Source organism: Streptomyces sp. NPDC012637 (genome assembly GCF_042954805.1).
GTDB lineage: Bacteria > Actinomycetota > Actinomycetes > Streptomycetales > Streptomycetaceae > Streptomyces.
Genome location: NZ_JBIBDS010000004.1, coordinates 325,051 through 340,147, shown reverse-complemented (window position 1 = coordinate 340,147; position 15,097 = coordinate 325,051). Strand labels below are relative to the sequence as shown.

Annotated in this window: 13 protein-coding genes; 4 read left to right on the top strand and 9 right to left on the bottom strand. The window is 73.2% G+C overall.

The window, feature by feature from the left end:
* Window positions 1-98: 98 nt before the first annotated feature.
* Together metG and ACFY8W_RS18565 are read right to left on the bottom strand one after the other, a co-directional pair.
* Complete coding sequence (metG, locus tag ACFY8W_RS18570) at window positions 99-1,706, bottom strand: methionine--tRNA ligase (RefSeq protein ID WP_391106117.1); 1,608 nt, start codon at window positions 1,704-1,706, stop codon at window positions 99-101.
* A gap of 103 nt (window positions 1,707-1,809) precedes the next feature.
* Entirely contained in the window at window positions 1,810-3,891 is a 2,082-nt protein-coding gene (locus ACFY8W_RS18565; RefSeq protein WP_391106115.1) for a VWA domain-containing protein, read from the bottom strand.
* A gap of 211 nt (window positions 3,892-4,102) precedes the next feature.
* Between ACFY8W_RS18565 and ACFY8W_RS18560 the strand changes: the two genes are divergently transcribed.
* Window positions 4,103-6,181 carry an alkaline phosphatase PhoX gene (locus ACFY8W_RS18560; RefSeq protein ID WP_391106113.1) on the top strand — a complete coding sequence of 693 codons (2,079 nt, stop codon included), beginning with the start codon at window positions 4,103-4,105 and terminating at the stop codon, window positions 6,179-6,181.
* A 64-nt stretch (window positions 6,182-6,245) separates the two neighbouring features.
* Here ACFY8W_RS18560 and ACFY8W_RS18555 read toward each other — a convergent pair whose 3' ends face one another.
* The 6 genes from ACFY8W_RS18555 to ACFY8W_RS18530 form a co-directional block, all read right to left on the bottom strand.
* The gene (locus ACFY8W_RS18555; RefSeq protein WP_391106111.1) at window positions 6,246-7,253 is read right to left on the bottom strand and encodes a hypothetical protein; all 1,008 of its coding nucleotides are present in this window, start codon (window positions 7,251-7,253) and stop codon (window positions 6,246-6,248) included.
* Between the two features lie 288 nt (window positions 7,254-7,541).
* Window positions 7,542-9,065 (bottom strand): amino acid permease, encoded by a 1,524-nt coding sequence (locus ACFY8W_RS18550; RefSeq protein WP_391106109.1) that lies wholly within the window; start codon window positions 9,063-9,065, stop codon window positions 7,542-7,544.
* A 296-nt stretch (window positions 9,066-9,361) separates the two neighbouring features.
* The gene (locus tag ACFY8W_RS18545) at window positions 9,362-11,443 is read right to left on the bottom strand and encodes an FUSC family protein (protein WP_391106107.1); all 2,082 of its coding nucleotides are present in this window, start codon (window positions 11,441-11,443) and stop codon (window positions 9,362-9,364) included.
* Window positions 11,444-11,713: 270 nt separating this feature from the next.
* Window positions 11,714-11,950, bottom strand: coding sequence for a DUF2630 family protein (locus tag ACFY8W_RS18540; protein ID WP_391106105.1), 237 nt, complete (start codon window positions 11,948-11,950; stop codon window positions 11,714-11,716).
* Between the two features lie 58 nt (window positions 11,951-12,008).
* Window positions 12,009-12,458, bottom strand: a complete 450-nt coding sequence (locus ACFY8W_RS18535; protein WP_391106103.1) for a hypothetical protein — start codon at window positions 12,456-12,458, stop codon at window positions 12,009-12,011.
* A complete protein-coding gene (locus tag ACFY8W_RS18530) occupies window positions 12,455-12,892 on the bottom strand; it encodes a hypothetical protein (RefSeq protein ID WP_391106101.1) in 438 nt (145 codons plus the stop codon). The genes ACFY8W_RS18535 and ACFY8W_RS18530 overlap by 4 nt, the downstream gene beginning before the upstream one ends.
* A gap of 111 nt (window positions 12,893-13,003) precedes the next feature.
* On the opposite strand from ACFY8W_RS18530, the gene ACFY8W_RS18525 reads away from it, so the two are divergent.
* The 3 genes from ACFY8W_RS18525 to ACFY8W_RS18515 all read left to right on the top strand — a co-directional run bounded on the left by ACFY8W_RS18525 (window position 13,004) and on the right by ACFY8W_RS18515 (window position 14,527).
* Entirely contained in the window at window positions 13,004-13,474 is a 471-nt protein-coding gene (locus tag ACFY8W_RS18525; protein ID WP_391106863.1) for an Rrf2 family transcriptional regulator, read from the top strand.
* A gap of 105 nt (window positions 13,475-13,579) precedes the next feature.
* Window positions 13,580-14,026 carry a Rid family hydrolase gene (locus tag ACFY8W_RS18520; RefSeq protein ID WP_391106099.1) on the top strand — a complete coding sequence of 149 codons (447 nt, stop codon included), beginning with the start codon at window positions 13,580-13,582 and terminating at the stop codon, window positions 14,024-14,026.
* 96 nt (window positions 14,027-14,122) lie between these two features.
* On the top strand, window positions 14,123-14,527 hold the full coding sequence (locus ACFY8W_RS18515) for a hypothetical protein (protein WP_391106097.1): 405 nt from the start codon (window positions 14,123-14,125) through the stop codon (window positions 14,525-14,527).
* On the opposite strand, the gene ACFY8W_RS18510 is transcribed toward ACFY8W_RS18515, so the two are convergent.
* Window positions 14,485-15,069, bottom strand: coding sequence for a hypothetical protein (locus ACFY8W_RS18510; RefSeq protein WP_391106095.1), 585 nt, complete (start codon window positions 15,067-15,069; stop codon window positions 14,485-14,487). The genes ACFY8W_RS18515 and ACFY8W_RS18510 overlap by 43 nt on opposite strands.
* Window positions 15,070-15,097: the final 28 nt, after the last annotated feature.

Here is a 15,097-nt window from a genome sequence, read left to right as displayed (position 1 = left end):
AAACGTGGCGATCTCACCCCTGTGGGTGACGGGTCGCCGCACGACGAAGGCCGCCGCCCCACCAGGGGGCGACGGCCTTCGGACGCAGGGCGCGGACGTCAGTCCTTCTTCGGGTCCTCCAGGCGCGGGAAGAGCACCGCGCCCTTCGTCACCGTCGCGCCGGCCGGGAGCTGACCCCAGGTGGCCGCGTCCTGGACCGGCTGGGCGGACAGGGCGCCCAGGGAGGCCTCGGCACCCAGCGAGTCCCAGAGGGCCTGCGAGGTCTCCGGCATGATCGGGTTGAGCAGGACGGCGACGGCGCGAAGGGACTCCGCGGCCGTGTAGAGGATGGTCGCCAGGCGGGCGCGGCCTTCCTCCGAATCGTCCTTGGCCACCTTCCACGGCTCCTGCTCCGTGATGTAGCCGTTGACCTGCTTCACGAAGTCGAAGATCGCCAGGATGCCGGCCTGGAAGTCCAGCTCCTCGCCGATCTTCGCGTCGGCCGTCGCGACGGCCTTCGCCAGGCCCTCGTGCAGCGCCTTCTCCGCGTCGCCGTCCGCCGTCGCGGCGGGCAGCTCGCCGCCGAAGTACTTGCCGACCATCGCCGCCACGCGCGAGGCGAGGTTGCCGTAGTCGTTGGCCAGCTCGGACGTGTAGCGGGCGGAGAAGTCCTCCCACGAGAACGAGCCGTCCTGACCGAAGGCGATCGCCCGCAGGAAGTACCAGCGGTACGCGTCCACGCCGAAGTGCGAGGTCAGGTCCTGCGGCTTGATGCCGGTCAGGTTCGACTTCGACATCTTCTCGCCGCCGACCATCAGCCAGCCGTTCGCCGCGACCCGGCCCGGGACGGGCAGGCCCTGCGCCATCAGCATGGCCGGCCAGATGATCGCGTGGAAGCGGAGGATGTCCTTGCCGATGAGGTGGACGTTCGCCGGGAAGGTCTCGTCGAACTTCGCCGGGTTCTCGTTGTAGCCGACGGCCGTCGCGTAGTTCAGGAGCGCGTCGATCCACACGTAGATCACGTGCTTGTCGTCCCACGGGACCGGCACGCCCCAGTCGAACGTCGAGCGGGAGATCGACAGGTCCTCGAGGCCCTGCTTGACGAAGTTCAGCACCTCGTTGCGGGCCGACTCCGGCTGGATGAAGCCCGGGTTCGCCTCGTAGAACTCGATGAGCTTCGGGCCGTACTCGCTCAGCTTGAAGAAGTAGTTCTCCTCCTTGAGGATCTCCACCGGCTTCTTGTGGACGGCGCACAGCTTCGTGCCGTCCTCCGCCTCGATGAGGTCGCCGGGGAGCTTGTACTCCTCACAGCCCACGCAGTACGGGCCCTCGTACCCGCCCTTGTAGATCTCGCCCTTGTCGTACAGGTCCTGCACGAACTCCTGGACGCGGTCGGTGTGACGCTTCTGGGTGGTGCGGATGAAGTCGTCGTTCGCGATGTTCAGGTGCTCCCAGAGGGGCTTCCAGGCCTCCTCGACGAGCTTGTCGCACCACTCCTGCGGGCTGACGCCGTTCGCCTCCGCGGTGCGCATGATCTTCTGACCGTGCTCGTCCGTGCCGGTGAGGTACCACACCTTCTCACCGCGCTGGCGGTGCCAGCGGGTGAGCACGTCGCCTGCGACGGTCGTATAGGCGTGGCCCAGGTGAGGAGCGTCGTTGACGTAGTAGATGGGGGTCGTGACGTAGTACGCCTTCGAGCCCTGCTTCTCGGATCCAGTGGCCGCCATGGTGCGAATTTTAACGGCCGGGGCGAGCTGTCCTCACACGGATAAACCTCGGCCCCCCGGCCCGGGGCTGCTGCCCGGGCCGGGGGGCCGTGTCCCACGGGGCTCAGACGGTCCAGTCCGCGAGCAGCTCGCGGTAGAAGGCGGCGTGCGGGGTGTCCACCGGGGTCGGGCCGGCGAAGTGGACGGCCGTACGAGGAGTGGCGAGCTTACGGAGGTAGTCGAACGCCTTCGCCTCCTCCTCGCCCCACACCGTGAACCGCCAGTGCGTCGCGTACGGGCGGTCCGCGGCCTCCGTCAGCGCCTGCGTGGCGGCCGTCTTCGACTCGGGCGCGCCGTCCGTCTGGAACACGACCAGGGCCGGGCGGGCCGGGTCCGCGGACTTCTCGTGGAGGGCGAGGACCTCCTCGACCGCGCGGTCGTAGTTGGTCCGGCCCAGCCGGCCGAGCGTCGCGTTGATCTCCTCGACGCGGGTCGGGGTGAGGTCGGCGGGGGTGAGGACGGCGGTGCCGTCGATCTCGGTGGAGAAGAAGACGGCGGTCACGGCGGCGTCCTCGGAGAGGTGCGCGGCGAGCGCCACCGTCTGCTCGGCGAGCCGCTGGACCGAGCCGTCCTTGAAGTACGGCCGCATCGACCCGGACCGGTCCACGACCAGGTAGACGGCGGCGCGGGCGCCCGTCAGCCCCTGCTTCTTGAGGACGGCGCCGGCCGCCTTGTAGGCGTCGGCGAGGTGGGGCGCGGCGGCCTTGACCTTGGCGAGGGAGAGGGCGGGGGCGGCGGCGGAGGCGGCGGTCGGGGTCGCGGAGGGCTCCTCCTCGGCCTCCTCGGCCGGCGGGGTCTCCGCCTCGGCGACGGGGGCCTCCTCGGTCTCCTCTGCCACCAGGGCCTCCGCCTCGTCCGCGGTGTCCTCCGCCTCGGCGGTGGGAGCCGTCTGGTCGGCGATGGCGGTGACGGTGGCGGCGGCCTCGGGCTCGGCCTCGGTTACGGCGTCGGCGGCCGGGGTCTCGGCCTCCTGCTGCGCCGGGGTGGGCTCCGCGCTCGCTGCGACGGCGTCCGCGGGGACGGCGTCCGCGGCGACGGGCTCGGCCGGCGCCTGCGCCTGCGGCGCGGCGTCCTCGGTCACGGCTTCGGGCTCGGGCTCGCTCTGTACGGGAGCCTCGTCCGCCTCGTCCGCCTCGGCGGCCGGGGCCGCCTCCTCGGCGGTGGCAGTGGCGGCGGCGGTGGCCTCGGCCTCGGTTACGGCGTCGGGCTCGGCCTCGGGCTCGCTTACGGCGTCGGCGGCCGGGGTCTCGGCCTCCTGCTCCGCCGGGGTGGGCTCCGCGCTCGCTGCGACGGCGTCCGCGGGATCGGCGTCCGCGGCGACGACCTCGGCCTCGACCTGGGCCTCGACCTCGACCTGGGCCTCGACCTGGTCCTCGACCTCGGCGGTCGAGGCCGCCTCCTCGGCCGCGGAGCCCTCGGCCTCGGCCACCGGGGCCTCGGTCTCCGGCTCCGCCGGGACTTCCTGCTCGCCGGCCGCCGCAGAGGTCGGCGCCTCCGGCTCGGCCTCCGCCTCCGGCTCGGCTTCGGCCGCGAGGGTGGGCTCCTCCGAGGCAGCGGCCTCGGCAGGCTCCGCCTCGCCCTCGGCACTGTCGACGGGCTTCTCCGTCGCGCTCTCGGCCTCGGCATCGGCACCGGTCTCGGCCGTCGCCTCGACCACGGCCGCGTCCGCCGCCGTCTCTGCCGTGCCTGCCGACGCCTCCGCGTCCGCCGTCGTCTCTGCCGTGCCTGCCGACGCCTCCGCGTCCGCCGCCGTCTCGGCGTCCGCCGCCGTCTCCGCCGTCTCCGCCGACGTCTCCGCGTCCCCCGCCCGCCGTGCCGGCGGGATCTTCGGGTTGTCGAAGGAGGCCGCCACCAGGTCCGCCGCCGCGAGCTCGGCCGCCGACGGCTTTCCGCCGTCCGCGGTGTCAGCCCCGGCCCCGGCCCCGGCCGAAGCCGCGCCCGCGCCGGCAGGCGCCGAAGCCGCGCTCGTGCCCTCTGTCCTCGCCTGCGCCGTGGTCCCGGCCTTGGCCTCGGCCTTCGCCCCCGCGTCCACCTCCGCGTCGCGAGACGTGCCCTGGGGCGGGACGGAGGTTGCCGGGACCTCGAGTTCCGCGGTGTTCGCGCGGTCGCGGCCGAATACCTTGCGCAGCAAGCTCCGAATACCCATGGGGTAACCCCTTCGCATGAGTTGGGTGCGGTATGCGTCCTTCATCCCTGGCCAGGGCGGACACGTAAGGTTAGCGGCCGCCCTCCCCGCGCCCTACGACCCGGGCGCCCCCGGTCGCCACGCATTCATCGCGCGTTCACTCTCCCGCCTCCACCGTGCAGACGTGCGCACATAACGTCACCGCCGACCGCGCTCAAACCTGGAGGACGAAGTGCGCAAACTGCTGCCGATGCTGAGCAACCACTCGCACGGAGGCGGCCGTTCCGCCATGACGTGCCGCTACCGCTGTGGCGACGCCTGCTTCCAGGAGGTCCCCAACACCAGTGACAACGAGTACGTCGGCGACGTCATAGCCGGCGCGCTCTCGCGCCGTTCCGTCATGCGTGCCGCCGCGGTCGTGACCGTCGCCTCCGCCGCCGGTTCCGCGCTCGCCCTCGGCAACGCGCCCGCCGCCGAGGCCGCCGCCCAGGCCCACGCCGGGCACGGCGAGCCGCAGCCCGGCAGGGCCGACGGCGCCCGCGGTCTGCGCTTCGCGCCCGTCGCGCCCAACACCGCCGACCAGGTCACCGTCCCCGCCGGCTACTCCCAGAACGTGGTCATCCGCTGGGGCGAGCCCATCCTGCGCGGTGCGCCGGCCTTCGACTCCGAGAAGCAGACCGCCGCGGCCCAGGCCGGCCAGTTCGGCTACAACAACGACTTCCTCTCCCTCCTGCCGCTGCGCGGCGAGCACCATCGCCAGGTCCTCGTGGCCAACCACGAGTACACCGACGAGGTCCTGATGTTCCGGGGTTACGACCCCGAGAACCCGACCCGCGAGCAGGTCGAGATCGCCTGGGCCGCGCACGGCCTGTCCGTGGTCGTGGTCCAGGAGGAGCACCGCACCGGCAAGCTCACCCCGGTCACCCGCCACCACCTCAACCGGCGCCTGCACACCACCAGCGAGTTCGAGCTCACCGGTCCGGCCGCGGGCGGCGACCTCGTGAAGACGTCCGCGGACCCCGAGGGCCGTACCGTCCTCGGCACGCTCAACAACTGCGCCGGCGGCACCACCCCGTGGGGCACCACCCTGCACGGCGAGGAGAACTTCAACCAGTACTTCGCCAACGGGTCGAGCGCCACGGACAAGCGCTACGGCATGGTCGCCGGCGCCTCCGAGCGCAAGTGGGAGCGCTTCGACAAGCGCTTCGACCTCGCGCAGGAGCCCAACGAGGCGCACCGCTTCGGCTGGGTCGTCGAGCTCGACCCGTACGACCCGGAGTCGACTCCCCGCAAGCGCACCGCGCTCGGCCGCTTCAAGCACGAGGCCGCGCAGCCCCGCCTCACCGCCGACGGCCGCCCCGTCGTCTACATGGGCGACGACGAGCGCTTCGACTACTTCTACAAGTTCGTGTCGAGCAAGCGGATGACGAAGGGCGGCTCCCGCAAGGCGCGCGAGCACAACCTCACCCTGCTCGACGAGGGCACCCTCTACGTCGCCAAGCTCACCGGCGACTCCCCGGCCGCGGAGATCGACGGCACCGGCAAGCACCCGAGCGACGGCGAGTTCGACGGCACCGGCGTCTGGATCCCGCTCGCCACGGCCGGCCCCGACGGCGCCGTCTCGCACGTGCCCGGCATGACCGCCGAGGAGGTGTTCGTCTTCACCCGCCTCGCCGGTGACAAGGTCGGCGCCACCAAGATGGACCGCCCCGAGGACGTCGAGCCCTCCCCGCGCACCGGCCGGGTCTACGTGGCCCTCACCAACAACAAGGACCGCGGCAAGGCCGGCAAGGCCCCCGCCGACGAGGCCAACCCGCGCAACGCCAACAAGCACGGCCAGATCCTGGAGCTCGCCGAGAACTGGGACGACCCGGCCGGCGACGGCTTCGCCTGGCGGCTCTTCCTCGTCGCGGGCGACCCGAACGACCCCGCCACGTACTTCGCGGGCTTCCCGAAGGACAAGGTCAGCCCGATCTCCTGCCCGGACAACGTGGCCTTCGACCCGCACGGCAACCTGTGGATCTCCACGGACGGCAACCAGCTCGGCTCGCACGACGGCCTCTTCGGCGTCGCCACGCGCGGCGAACGGCGCGGTGAGCTGAAGCAGTTCCTGACCGTCCCGGCCGGCGCCGAGACCTGCGGCCCGCTCATCCAGGACCGCCGTGTCCTCGTCGCCGTCCAGCACCCGGGCGAGATCGACGGGGCCTCCGTCGAGAAGCCGGCCTCGGTCTGGCCCGACGGCCCCGGCAAGATCGTCCGCCCGGCGGTCGTCGCCGTGTGGCGCGCCGACGGCCGCGACATCGGCGTCTGACACACGCCCCCGGAGCCGGACCCAAGGCCGGGGTAGGGGGCGGAGCCGGGCTCGGGGCCGGGCGTCAGCCCGTCCCCGGCCCCGTGCCCGGCCCCAGCCCCAGGCCCTCCCTGAACCGTACGAACTGCTCCTCGGGCTCTCCCGTGTACACCCACGGCACCCACGCCGCCCGCGTCCCCAGCATCCCGAGCAGTTCCCGGGCCAGCTCCACCTCGCCCGCGTAACAGGCGGCGTGCGCGAGGTAGTTGAGCTCCGCGACCTCCTCGGGACGGACCGGCGCGCCGGGCTCGCGACCGCCGATCCAGCGGGCGTGCGTACGGCGCAGCTCGGTCGCCGCGAGCTCGTGCTTCCAGTGCTGGTCGAAGCCGCGCACCGGCCCGCGCCCGAGTGCCCCGTCCACGACGTAGCGGTACTCCTCGACCCGGGCGATCTGCACCAGGATCGGCAGCGGTGATCCGGGCGGCGCGACGCCCGCCGCGTCCCGCGCGAAGTCGTACATCGCGCCGTGCGTCCCGTGCCAGCGTGCCGACCAGTAGCGGAGCACCTGGGTGTGGCCCTCGGTGTTGTACGGGTCGCGGCGCCGCAACTCGTCGAACCAGTGGCGCAGTTGGCGGCGCGGCACACCGCCCTCGTACAGCCTGGCGACGGACAGCAGCGACACCCACGGCATCGGGTCGGCCGGAGCCGCGTCGGCCGCCGTCAGGCACGCGTCGACGGAGGCGTCGACCCGGCCCCGGTCGATCGTGCTGCCCCGGCCGGCGGCGATGGCCGCGTCGAAGACCCGTACGACCTCCGTCGCCGCCCGTAGCACCGCCGCGTCCGGGTTGCCGGGCTCGGCCGCTCGCCAGGCCTCGACCGTCGAGCTGCCCGCGGCGGCGTGCGAGAGCAGCCGCAGCCGGTGGGTGCGGCGCGGCCAGTCCTCGCCGGTGGCCGTCAGCAGGTCACGTACGCCCTGCCAGCGGCCGATCACCATGTCGTGGCGGGCTTCGGTGAGCGCCCGGTCGCCGAAGTCCGGGTCGAAGTCCGGGGTGAACCGGCCCTGTCGGGCCGAGCGGCGGCGCAGCGCGGCCATCCGGGTACCTCCCTCGCAGGCAGTGGCGGCCGTCGGCGGCGGTGGCCGACGGTGTCAGGACTCAGACGTGGGGACGTGGAAGTCGGACTCGTGGTCCGGATTCGTGGTCCGGATTCGTGGTCCGGATTCGCGGTCTGGATTCGCGGTCTGGATTCGAGGTCCGGATTCGAGGTCCGGACTCGAGGTCCGGACAAGGGTCCGGACTCGGGGTCTGGACTTGCGGTCCGGACGCGGGTGTCCGGACTCGAAGGTCCGGCCGCCCCCGCGGGCGGTGTCCGGCTCGGGTGCTCAGAAGTCCGTCGCCAGCGATTCGTCCGCCCGCCGCGCGCGCGGCGAGTCCGGCGAGGCGAACGGCTCGGCCGCGGCGAGCGCGCGGGCCGCGTCGAGGCGCGCCGGGCGGTAGTAGGCGCTGCCCTTCTTCCAGTACACGAGCATCGGTACGACGCCGGCGGCGAGCCCGCCGAGGCCGATCGCGATCGAGGCGGTGGAGAGTTCGCCGAGCGACTCGACGAACGCCCACAGCATGAACGCAGAGCCGAGCAGCGGCCAGGCCCCGCCCAGCACGAACTCCTTCACCGAGGTGAGCAGCAGCCCCTTGTACGCGACGACGGCGGCGATGCCCGCGAGGGCGTAGTAGAAGGCGATCTGCAGGCCGATCGCGCTCACCGCGTCGCCGAGGACCTGGCTGATCGAGCCGGCGGCGGCCGCGGCGGCGAACATCACGAGCGCGGCCGCGCCGACGACGGCCACGGCCACCCACGGGGTGTTCCAGCGGCGGTGGACGGTGCCGAGCGCGGAGGGCAGGGTGCGGTCGCGGCCCATCGCGAAGAGCGAGCGGGTGACCTGGATGAGGGTGGTCTCCAGGGTGGCGACGGTCGACAGGAGCACCGCGAGGACCAGCAGCTTGCCGCCGACGCCCGGCCAGATCTCCTGCCCGAGGACGGCGAGCACGTTCGCGCCGCCGCGCTCGATCTGCTCGGCGCTCAGGAGCACGTTCACGGCGACGGTGAACGCCTCGAAGAGCAGGAACACCACGCCCATGCCGACGAGGGCGGCGAGTCCGGCGGTGCGGCGGCTGTCGCGGGTCTCCTCGCTGAGGTTGCTGGTGACGTCCCAGCCCCAGTAGTAGAACGCGGCGATCAGCGCGCCCGACGCGAAGCCGGAGGCGCCGCCGAAGTGGCCGAGGCCGAACCAGGACCAGTCGAAGGCGGTGGCGTGCCCGCGGTGGATCACCGCGCCGAGGACGAACACCACCAGGATCAGCATCTCGACGCCCGACATGAGGAGTTGGGCGCGGACGGTGAGCCGCGCGCCGCCGAGGACGACGAGCAGCATCATCAGGAACCAGCCGGCGCCGACCACCAGGGCCAGCGTGGTGTTCTCGGCGAGTGCCGGGTCGATGAGCGAGAGCGTGAGGGAGCCGGCGGGCAGCGAGCCGGCCACCATGAAGACGGTCGCCGCGAAGACCAGCGCCCAGCCGGAGAGGAAGCCGAGGAAGGGGTGGAGGGTGCGGCCCACCCAGGAGTAGCCGGCGCCCGCGTTGACGTCGATCCGGCCGAGGCGGGCGTAGGCGAGGACGATGCCGAGCATCGGTATCGCGCAGTAGAGCAGCGACGCGGGTCCGGCGAGACCGACCGCGCCGAAGAGCACGGCGGTGGTGGCGGCGAGCGAGTAGGCGGGCGCGCTGCCCGCCACGGCCATCACGATCGTGTCGAAGGTGCCGAGGGCGTTGGGCTGGAGACCCCGGCCGGGGCCTCGGTCCGGGCCGCGGCGGCCGGGTGTGCCGGGTGCTCTGCCGGAAGTGGTGCGCATGGCGGTGTCCTCGGGGGCGCGGGGGGAGGAGGAACGCAGGACGGAGAGGGGAGGTACGCGGTACGGAGTGGGGGCGGTACGCGGACGACGGAGGGGAGCGGGGGAGAGGGGACGGGAGGGAGGAGGTACGCAGGACGACGTGACCGGGCCACCAGGTCGCTCGGGGACGGAACGCGACGTGGATCACGGTGAATTCGAGCGCATCGTAGTCGTACGCGTGGAATCCGGTAACGGCGGTGGGAGGGTTGGATTCCGCAACCGCCGGTAAGGGCTCCCGTACGCCCCTTTGGCCGGGTTTACGGCGCGCCGCCGCCGTCCCGGGCCGGAGCCGGAGGAGCCGAGGAGCCGGTGTCCGGGGCCGAAGCGGCGGTGTCCGGGGCCGGGGTGGCGATGGCGCGGGCCGCCCGTACCTCCTGGCGGAGCGGCGCGAGGACGCCGTCCTCGTCGCCGCCGAGATCCGCGCGCACCTCCACCAGGACCTCGCTGGAGCGCAGCCCCTCCGCCAGCTCCCGCAACTGCCGTTCCACGACGGCGACCTCGGTCGGATGCGGGGCGGGCGCGCCGTGGTCGACGCGGATCCGGGCGGCGGTCGTGGCGTCGACGATCCGCTCCACGGCGATGGCCAGCGGCCACCACGCGGCGGCCAGGTCCCCGGCGGGCGGCGGTTCGGTCAGCGCGCGCTGGAACTCGGACCGTACGGTCGACATGTCGCGATACAGCTTGCGCCGGGCCCGGTGCCGGGCGCCCTGGTCGCCGCCGTCGGCCCCGGCCCGGGCACCGCCCCCGGCTCCGTTCCCGAAGGCCAGCTCCACGTACGCGGCGGTGTCGGCGACCGCGTCGGCGAGCCGGTCCGCGACCCGGGTGTGCCAGGACTCCGGCCACAGCAGATAGCCGGCGACCAGCGCGATGGCGCAGCCGATGAGGGAGTCGTAGAGCCGCGGCAGCACCAGGTGGAAGCCCTGGTGGTTGAGCAGGTCCGACAGGAGCAGGATCACCGGTGTGATGGCCGCGGTCTGGAAGGCGTAACCCTTCGCCGAGAAGGCCGGGATGAGCGCGGCGAGCACCAGCATCACCGGCACGTCCCACCAGCCGCGGGGCAGCACGGCGAGGATCGGCGCGGCGACGAGCAGCCCGCCGGCGGTGCCGAAGGCGCGCAGCACGGCCCGCGAGAACACCGAGCCGAAGTCCGGCTTCATCACGAACGTGACGGTGAGCGCGACCCAGTACGAGCGGGGCACGGCGATGAGCGAGACGAGGGCCTGCGCGAGGCCGATGCAGAGCGCGAGCCGCAGCCCGTAGCGCCAGGACGCCCCGGACAGCAGCACGCCGCGCGCGGCGCGCCGCACCCGTACCCGCAGGGCGGCGGGCCGGCCGAGCCGGTCGTCGACGTTGTACGCGCGTGGCTCGGCCTTGTGGACGACGGTCGCCGCGTACCGGACGGCCGCGTCCACGGCCTTCTCGGACGGGCGGCGGGCCTCGGGCAGGCGCAGCTCCGGGGTGCCGGTGCGGCCGGTCTCGACGGCGTCGGCGAGGTCCCGCACGGCGGCCGGGATCTCCGGGGGCAGCGGCCGGTGGAAGCGGCGGGCCGCGAAGTGGGCGGCGGGCGCGGCCTCCAGGATGGGGATGACCACGTTGAGCTGGGCGAGCAGCCGCACCAGGGTCGGCGCCCGGCCGTGCTGACGGGCGCGGCGGCCGAGGACCAGGTCGTAGCTCTGGTTGAGGGAGGCGGTGACCGCCTGCCGTTTCTCGTCGTACGCGTCGGTGCCGGCGGCCTCGAAGAGTTCGGCGATCGCCCGGTAGGTCCCGGCGACCGCCGCCCGTTCCGGCGCGCCGCCGCGCAGCGGCCAGCCGAGCAGGGTGAGGACGAGGACGACGACTCCGCCGAGGGTCAGCAGCAGTGGTGCCTTCCACCAGGGGTCCGGCATCGGCAGGCCGGCGCCGACGACGGCGTTGAGGAGCAGCAACAGGCCGGAGACGGAGGCGACGGCGCCGATCGAGGAGATCATCCCGGAGACCAGCGCGACCAGGGTGAGCACGGCGACCGCGAGCCAGCCCTGGTCGAAGACGAGCGCGCCGAGGGTGACGCCGAGGGCGCCGAAGAGCTGCGGCACGGCGATGTTGAAGACCCGCATCCGGTAGGCGTCGGCGGTGTCGCCGATGACTCCGGAGAGGGCGCCCATCGACACGAGCGCCCCGTACGTGGTCTGTCCGGTGGCGAACCCGACGGCGAGCGGTGCGGCGAGCGCGATCGACGCCCGGGCGACGGCGGGCCAGGGCACGGGGGTGGGCTGCGGCCGGAGCCCGGCGGTGAGCCAGGCGGGCGGCGCGAGCCGTGCGCGGGGCGCGCGGGTGCGGGACGGCAGTGCGGGTTTCGCCATGCGTCAAACGTACGGCGGTGGTGACGGGGTCATGGGCCCGCGCGGCCGGGGGTCCGAGCCGGCCGCTGCTGCTCGGCCGTCAGCTGCGGCAGCCCGCGGCCTCGGCGGTCGGCTGGGGGAGCTCCCGGCCTCGGCGGTCACTGTGGTAGCCCTCGGGCTTGGTGGCTCCCGGCCCCGGCGGTCACTGTGGTAGCCCTCGGGCTTGGTGGCTCCCGGCCTCGGCGGTCAGCTGCCGTAGCCCTCGGACTCGGTGGCTCCCGGCCCCGGCGGTCAGCTGCGGTAGCCCTCGACCTCGGCCGCCGGGCGGACGGCCGCGGTGTCCGGGTCCTCGCCGAACTCGGCCTTGGCGCGACGCTGTCGCAGCAGGTCCCAGCACTGGTCGAGCCGGACCTCCAGCTCGGCGAGCCGGGCGCGTTCCTCCTCGGGGAGGCCCCCGGTGCGCTGCCGCAGGCTGCGCTCCTCCTCGACGAGCGAGCCGATGTTCTCGAGGATCTCGTCGTTCTCCATGCCTTCCAGCGTGGCCGATCGGTGCCCGTCGCGCGAGGCGGAGACGCCCGGCGGTGCCTCAGTGGCGTACGGCCTGGGCGACCTCCGCCTTCGTGTCGCCGGACAGGGTCCGGTTGCTGCGCGCCGTACCGGTCCTGGACTTCCCGGGCTCGACCCCGTCGATGCTCAGGACGACGGCGTCGACCAGATTGCCCTCCGTGTCACGGAAGTTGACCATGACCGTGTAGTCGGCGGTCTTGTCCTTGGGATTGGTCGCGGTGATCTCGGCGACCGTGCGGTCGCCGTCCACGGAGGTCGGCCCGGCCTTGACGTCGGCGGTGGCGTTGACCCCGTCCTTGACCTCGTTCATCTGCTGCTGCGCGGCGGACGCCACCGCCGCGGTGGCCGAGGAGACGATGTCCCCGGCCGTCTCCTTCGCCGCGTCGCAGCCGGTGAGGGCCGGACCGAGAGCGGCGAGGGAGAGGAACGCGGCGGCGGCGGAAGCCGTGCGGTGACGGCGGCGCGTCATACGCCCGTGTTCTTTCCGTAGGAATGGTCGGTGGCCAGGGCCCAGATCACGAAGATCGAGACGGCCATGGAGAACAGCGCCCACCAGGGCTGGTAGGGCAGGAACAGGAACTGGGCGACGATGTTCAGCGAGGCGAGCGCGATGCCTGCGATCCGGCCCCACTCGGCGCCCTTGAGGATCCCGAAGCCGGCGATGGTGACGACGATGCCGAGGCAGAGGTGGATCCAGCCCCACGAGGTCAGGTCGAACTTGAAGACGTAGTCGCCGACCCGGGCGTAGACGTCGTCCTCGGCGATGGCGGCGATGCCCTGGAAGATGTCCAGGATGCCGATGACCGCCATGAGGACACCGCCGAAGACGGTGCCGCCGGCGGCCCAGCCGCCGTCGTTCGTCGGCTGGGGGGACGTGCGCGGAGGTGTGGTGTTCTGGCTCATGGTGCTCATCGTGGGAGCGACTGTTCGGATCCGAACCTTCTGATGGGCCGAACGGGTGAGACCGGGGATTGCGGGACTCTATTCTGGATGTCTAATATCCAGGATATGAGGATGAACGAGGGTGTGGAGTGGGCGCTGCACAGCTGCCTCAACCTGGCCTGGATCGGCGAGGAGCGGGCGGTCACGGCGGCCCGGCTCGCCGCGTACCACGAGCTGCCCGCGTCCTACCTCAACAAGCAGCTCCAGGCCCTGGTCAAGGCCGGGATCCTGAGCTCGGTCCCCGGCCCCAAGGGCGGCTTCCGGCTGGCCAGGTCGCTCGAGCGGATCACGCTGATGGACGTGGTGACGGCGATCGAGGGGCCGGACGAGGCCTTCCGCTGCACCGAGATCCGCGGCCAGGGGCCGGGCGCGACGAGCGGGAGGCCGGCCGCCGAGTGCGCCGTCGCCGGCGCGATGGGCCGCGCCGAGCTGGCCTGGCGGCGCGAGCTGGCCGCCCAGACCCTGGCGGACGTACGGGACCGGGCGGAACGCCAGGCGCCGGGAGCGCCGGACCGGATCCGCAGGTGGTTCGCCACCCTCTGACCGCCCCGGTGGCCATCGCCCCGGCGGTCCGCCGTTCGCACGATCCCTCGCGGCACTAATTCTGGATATTCGATATCCTGTTTACGGGAAGGAAGTACGCACGTCATGAGCGTCACGCACCCGCACGACGACCAGCGCACCATCACCAACCCCGCGACCCTCCACGACCCGACGCCGTTCGGCTACGGCCACGTCGTCTCCGCGCCCGGCGAACTCGTCTTCGTCGCGGGCCAGTACGCCTCCGACGCCACCGGCGCGCCCGTGCCCGGCGACTTCGCCGCGCAGGTCGAGCTCGCCCTCGACAACCTCCGCCGCGCACTGGAGGGCGTGGGCCTGGGCCTCCGGCACGTGGTCCGCCTCGGCTCGTACGTCGTCGACCACGACCTGGCCAAGCTGGAGGTCCTCGGCAAGGCCCTGCACGCCGTCTTCGGCGAGCGGCTGCCGGCCCAGACCCTCAGCGGCGTCGCGGCCCTCGCGCTGCCCGGCATGCTCTTCGAGATCGACGCGGTCGCCGTCAGGCCGGCGGCCGGGGCGGGAGCCGCGACCGGCTGATCCACTTGCGGGGCGTACGGGGCGGGTGTGCCCTGGAGGGTGCAGCACGGCCGCACGGCACGTCCGTGCGGGAAGGCGCGGGAAAGGAGTCTCCCCATGGCCGCACACGCAGCGGTACCCGCCCGCAGGCAGTTCAGCACGCACGGCTGGGGCCTGCCCGTCACCCTCGGCATCGCCTACGGCCTGTACGCCCCGGTCATCGCCCGCCGCGGCGAGGCCCTGTCGTGGGGCCAGTTCTGGCTCGGCCTGATCTCGGCCGTGGTCCTCGCCGTCTCCGTGTACGGGCTGCGCCGTTACGGCCGGATGTTGCGGCGTGAGTTCCGCGCGGTGGCCTGGGGCGCCCTGACCGGCATCGCGGTCGGCTTCCTCTTCAGCCTGTCCGACCACAGCGTGTTCTCGTCGTCGATGCTCGGCCTGATCGTCGGCGCGGCCACCACCGCCGGCGCCTTCTACCTCTTCTACACCCACGAGGACGCGGCCGGCCGGCCCGCACCGTACTGACCGCCACCGGTCCCCCCACCGGTCCCGCGACGGGTCCGGCGCCGGTAGTACGCCACGGCCACCGCTGCCAGCAGCGGTGGCCAGGCCGCGAGCGGGGCGTAGCAGACGAGGAACAGGGCCTGCTGGGCCGTGTTCATGACCGTGGGGTCGTCTGCCGCGAGCCCCGCGAACTCGGCGTACGCGGACCAGCCGATCGCCGCGACCAGGCCCACCGTGCCCGCCAGCGCCGCGGCCGTCGCCACGCGCGCGTTCACCCGGCGCCGGAGGAAGACCTCGCCCCACGGCCTGACCAGCCCCAGGGTGAGGAAGGCGAGGAGCTCGAAGAGGGCGGTCAGCCCGAGCATGTAAGCGAACTCGCCGGGGCTCGGGTCCAGGTACGGGGAGCTCTCGGCGACCGGCAGTCCGAAGGCGAGCGCCAGCCGCCACAGTCCGGACGGCAGGACGACCAGGGGAACGGCGTGGGCGGCGAGTGCGGCCCAACGGGGCACGTCGGGCGGGACGTTCGGCTTCGGCTCGGGCTTCGTCTTCGGCTTCGGCGGCATGGGCCGAGCCTCCCTCCGGCGCCCGTAC

Coding starts and splice junctions, on each gene's coding strand:
- metG (WP_391106117.1), bottom strand. CDS start 1,706: ATGGCGGCCACTGGATCCGAGAAGCAGGGCTCGAAGGCGTACTACGTC.
- ACFY8W_RS18515 (WP_391106097.1), top strand. CDS start 14,123: ATGGCCGCACACGCAGCGGTACCCGCCCGCAGGCAGTTCAGCACGCAC.
- ACFY8W_RS18565 (WP_391106115.1), bottom strand. CDS start 3,891: ATGGGTATTCGGAGCTTGCTGCGCAAGGTATTCGGCCGCGACCGCGCG.
- ACFY8W_RS18535 (WP_391106103.1), bottom strand. CDS start 12,458: ATGACGCGCCGCCGTCACCGCACGGCTTCCGCCGCCGCCGCGTTCCTC.
- ACFY8W_RS18525 (WP_391106863.1), top strand. CDS start 13,004: ATGAACGAGGGTGTGGAGTGGGCGCTGCACAGCTGCCTCAACCTGGCC.
- ACFY8W_RS18510 (WP_391106095.1), bottom strand. CDS start 15,069: ATGCCGCCGAAGCCGAAGACGAAGCCCGAGCCGAAGCCGAACGTCCCG.
- ACFY8W_RS18555 (WP_391106111.1), bottom strand. CDS start 7,253: ATGGCCGCGCTGCGCCGCCGCTCGGCCCGACAGGGCCGGTTCACCCCG.
- ACFY8W_RS18530 (WP_391106101.1), bottom strand. CDS start 12,892: ATGAGCCAGAACACCACACCTCCGCGCACGTCCCCCCAGCCGACGAAC.
- ACFY8W_RS18545 (WP_391106107.1), bottom strand. CDS start 11,443: ATGGCGAAACCCGCACTGCCGTCCCGCACCCGCGCGCCCCGCGCACGG.
- ACFY8W_RS18550 (WP_391106109.1), bottom strand. CDS start 9,065: ATGCGCACCACTTCCGGCAGAGCACCCGGCACACCCGGCCGCCGCGGC.
- ACFY8W_RS18520 (WP_391106099.1), top strand. CDS start 13,580: ATGAGCGTCACGCACCCGCACGACGACCAGCGCACCATCACCAACCCC.
- ACFY8W_RS18540 (WP_391106105.1), bottom strand. CDS start 11,950: ATGGAGAACGACGAGATCCTCGAGAACATCGGCTCGCTCGTCGAGGAG.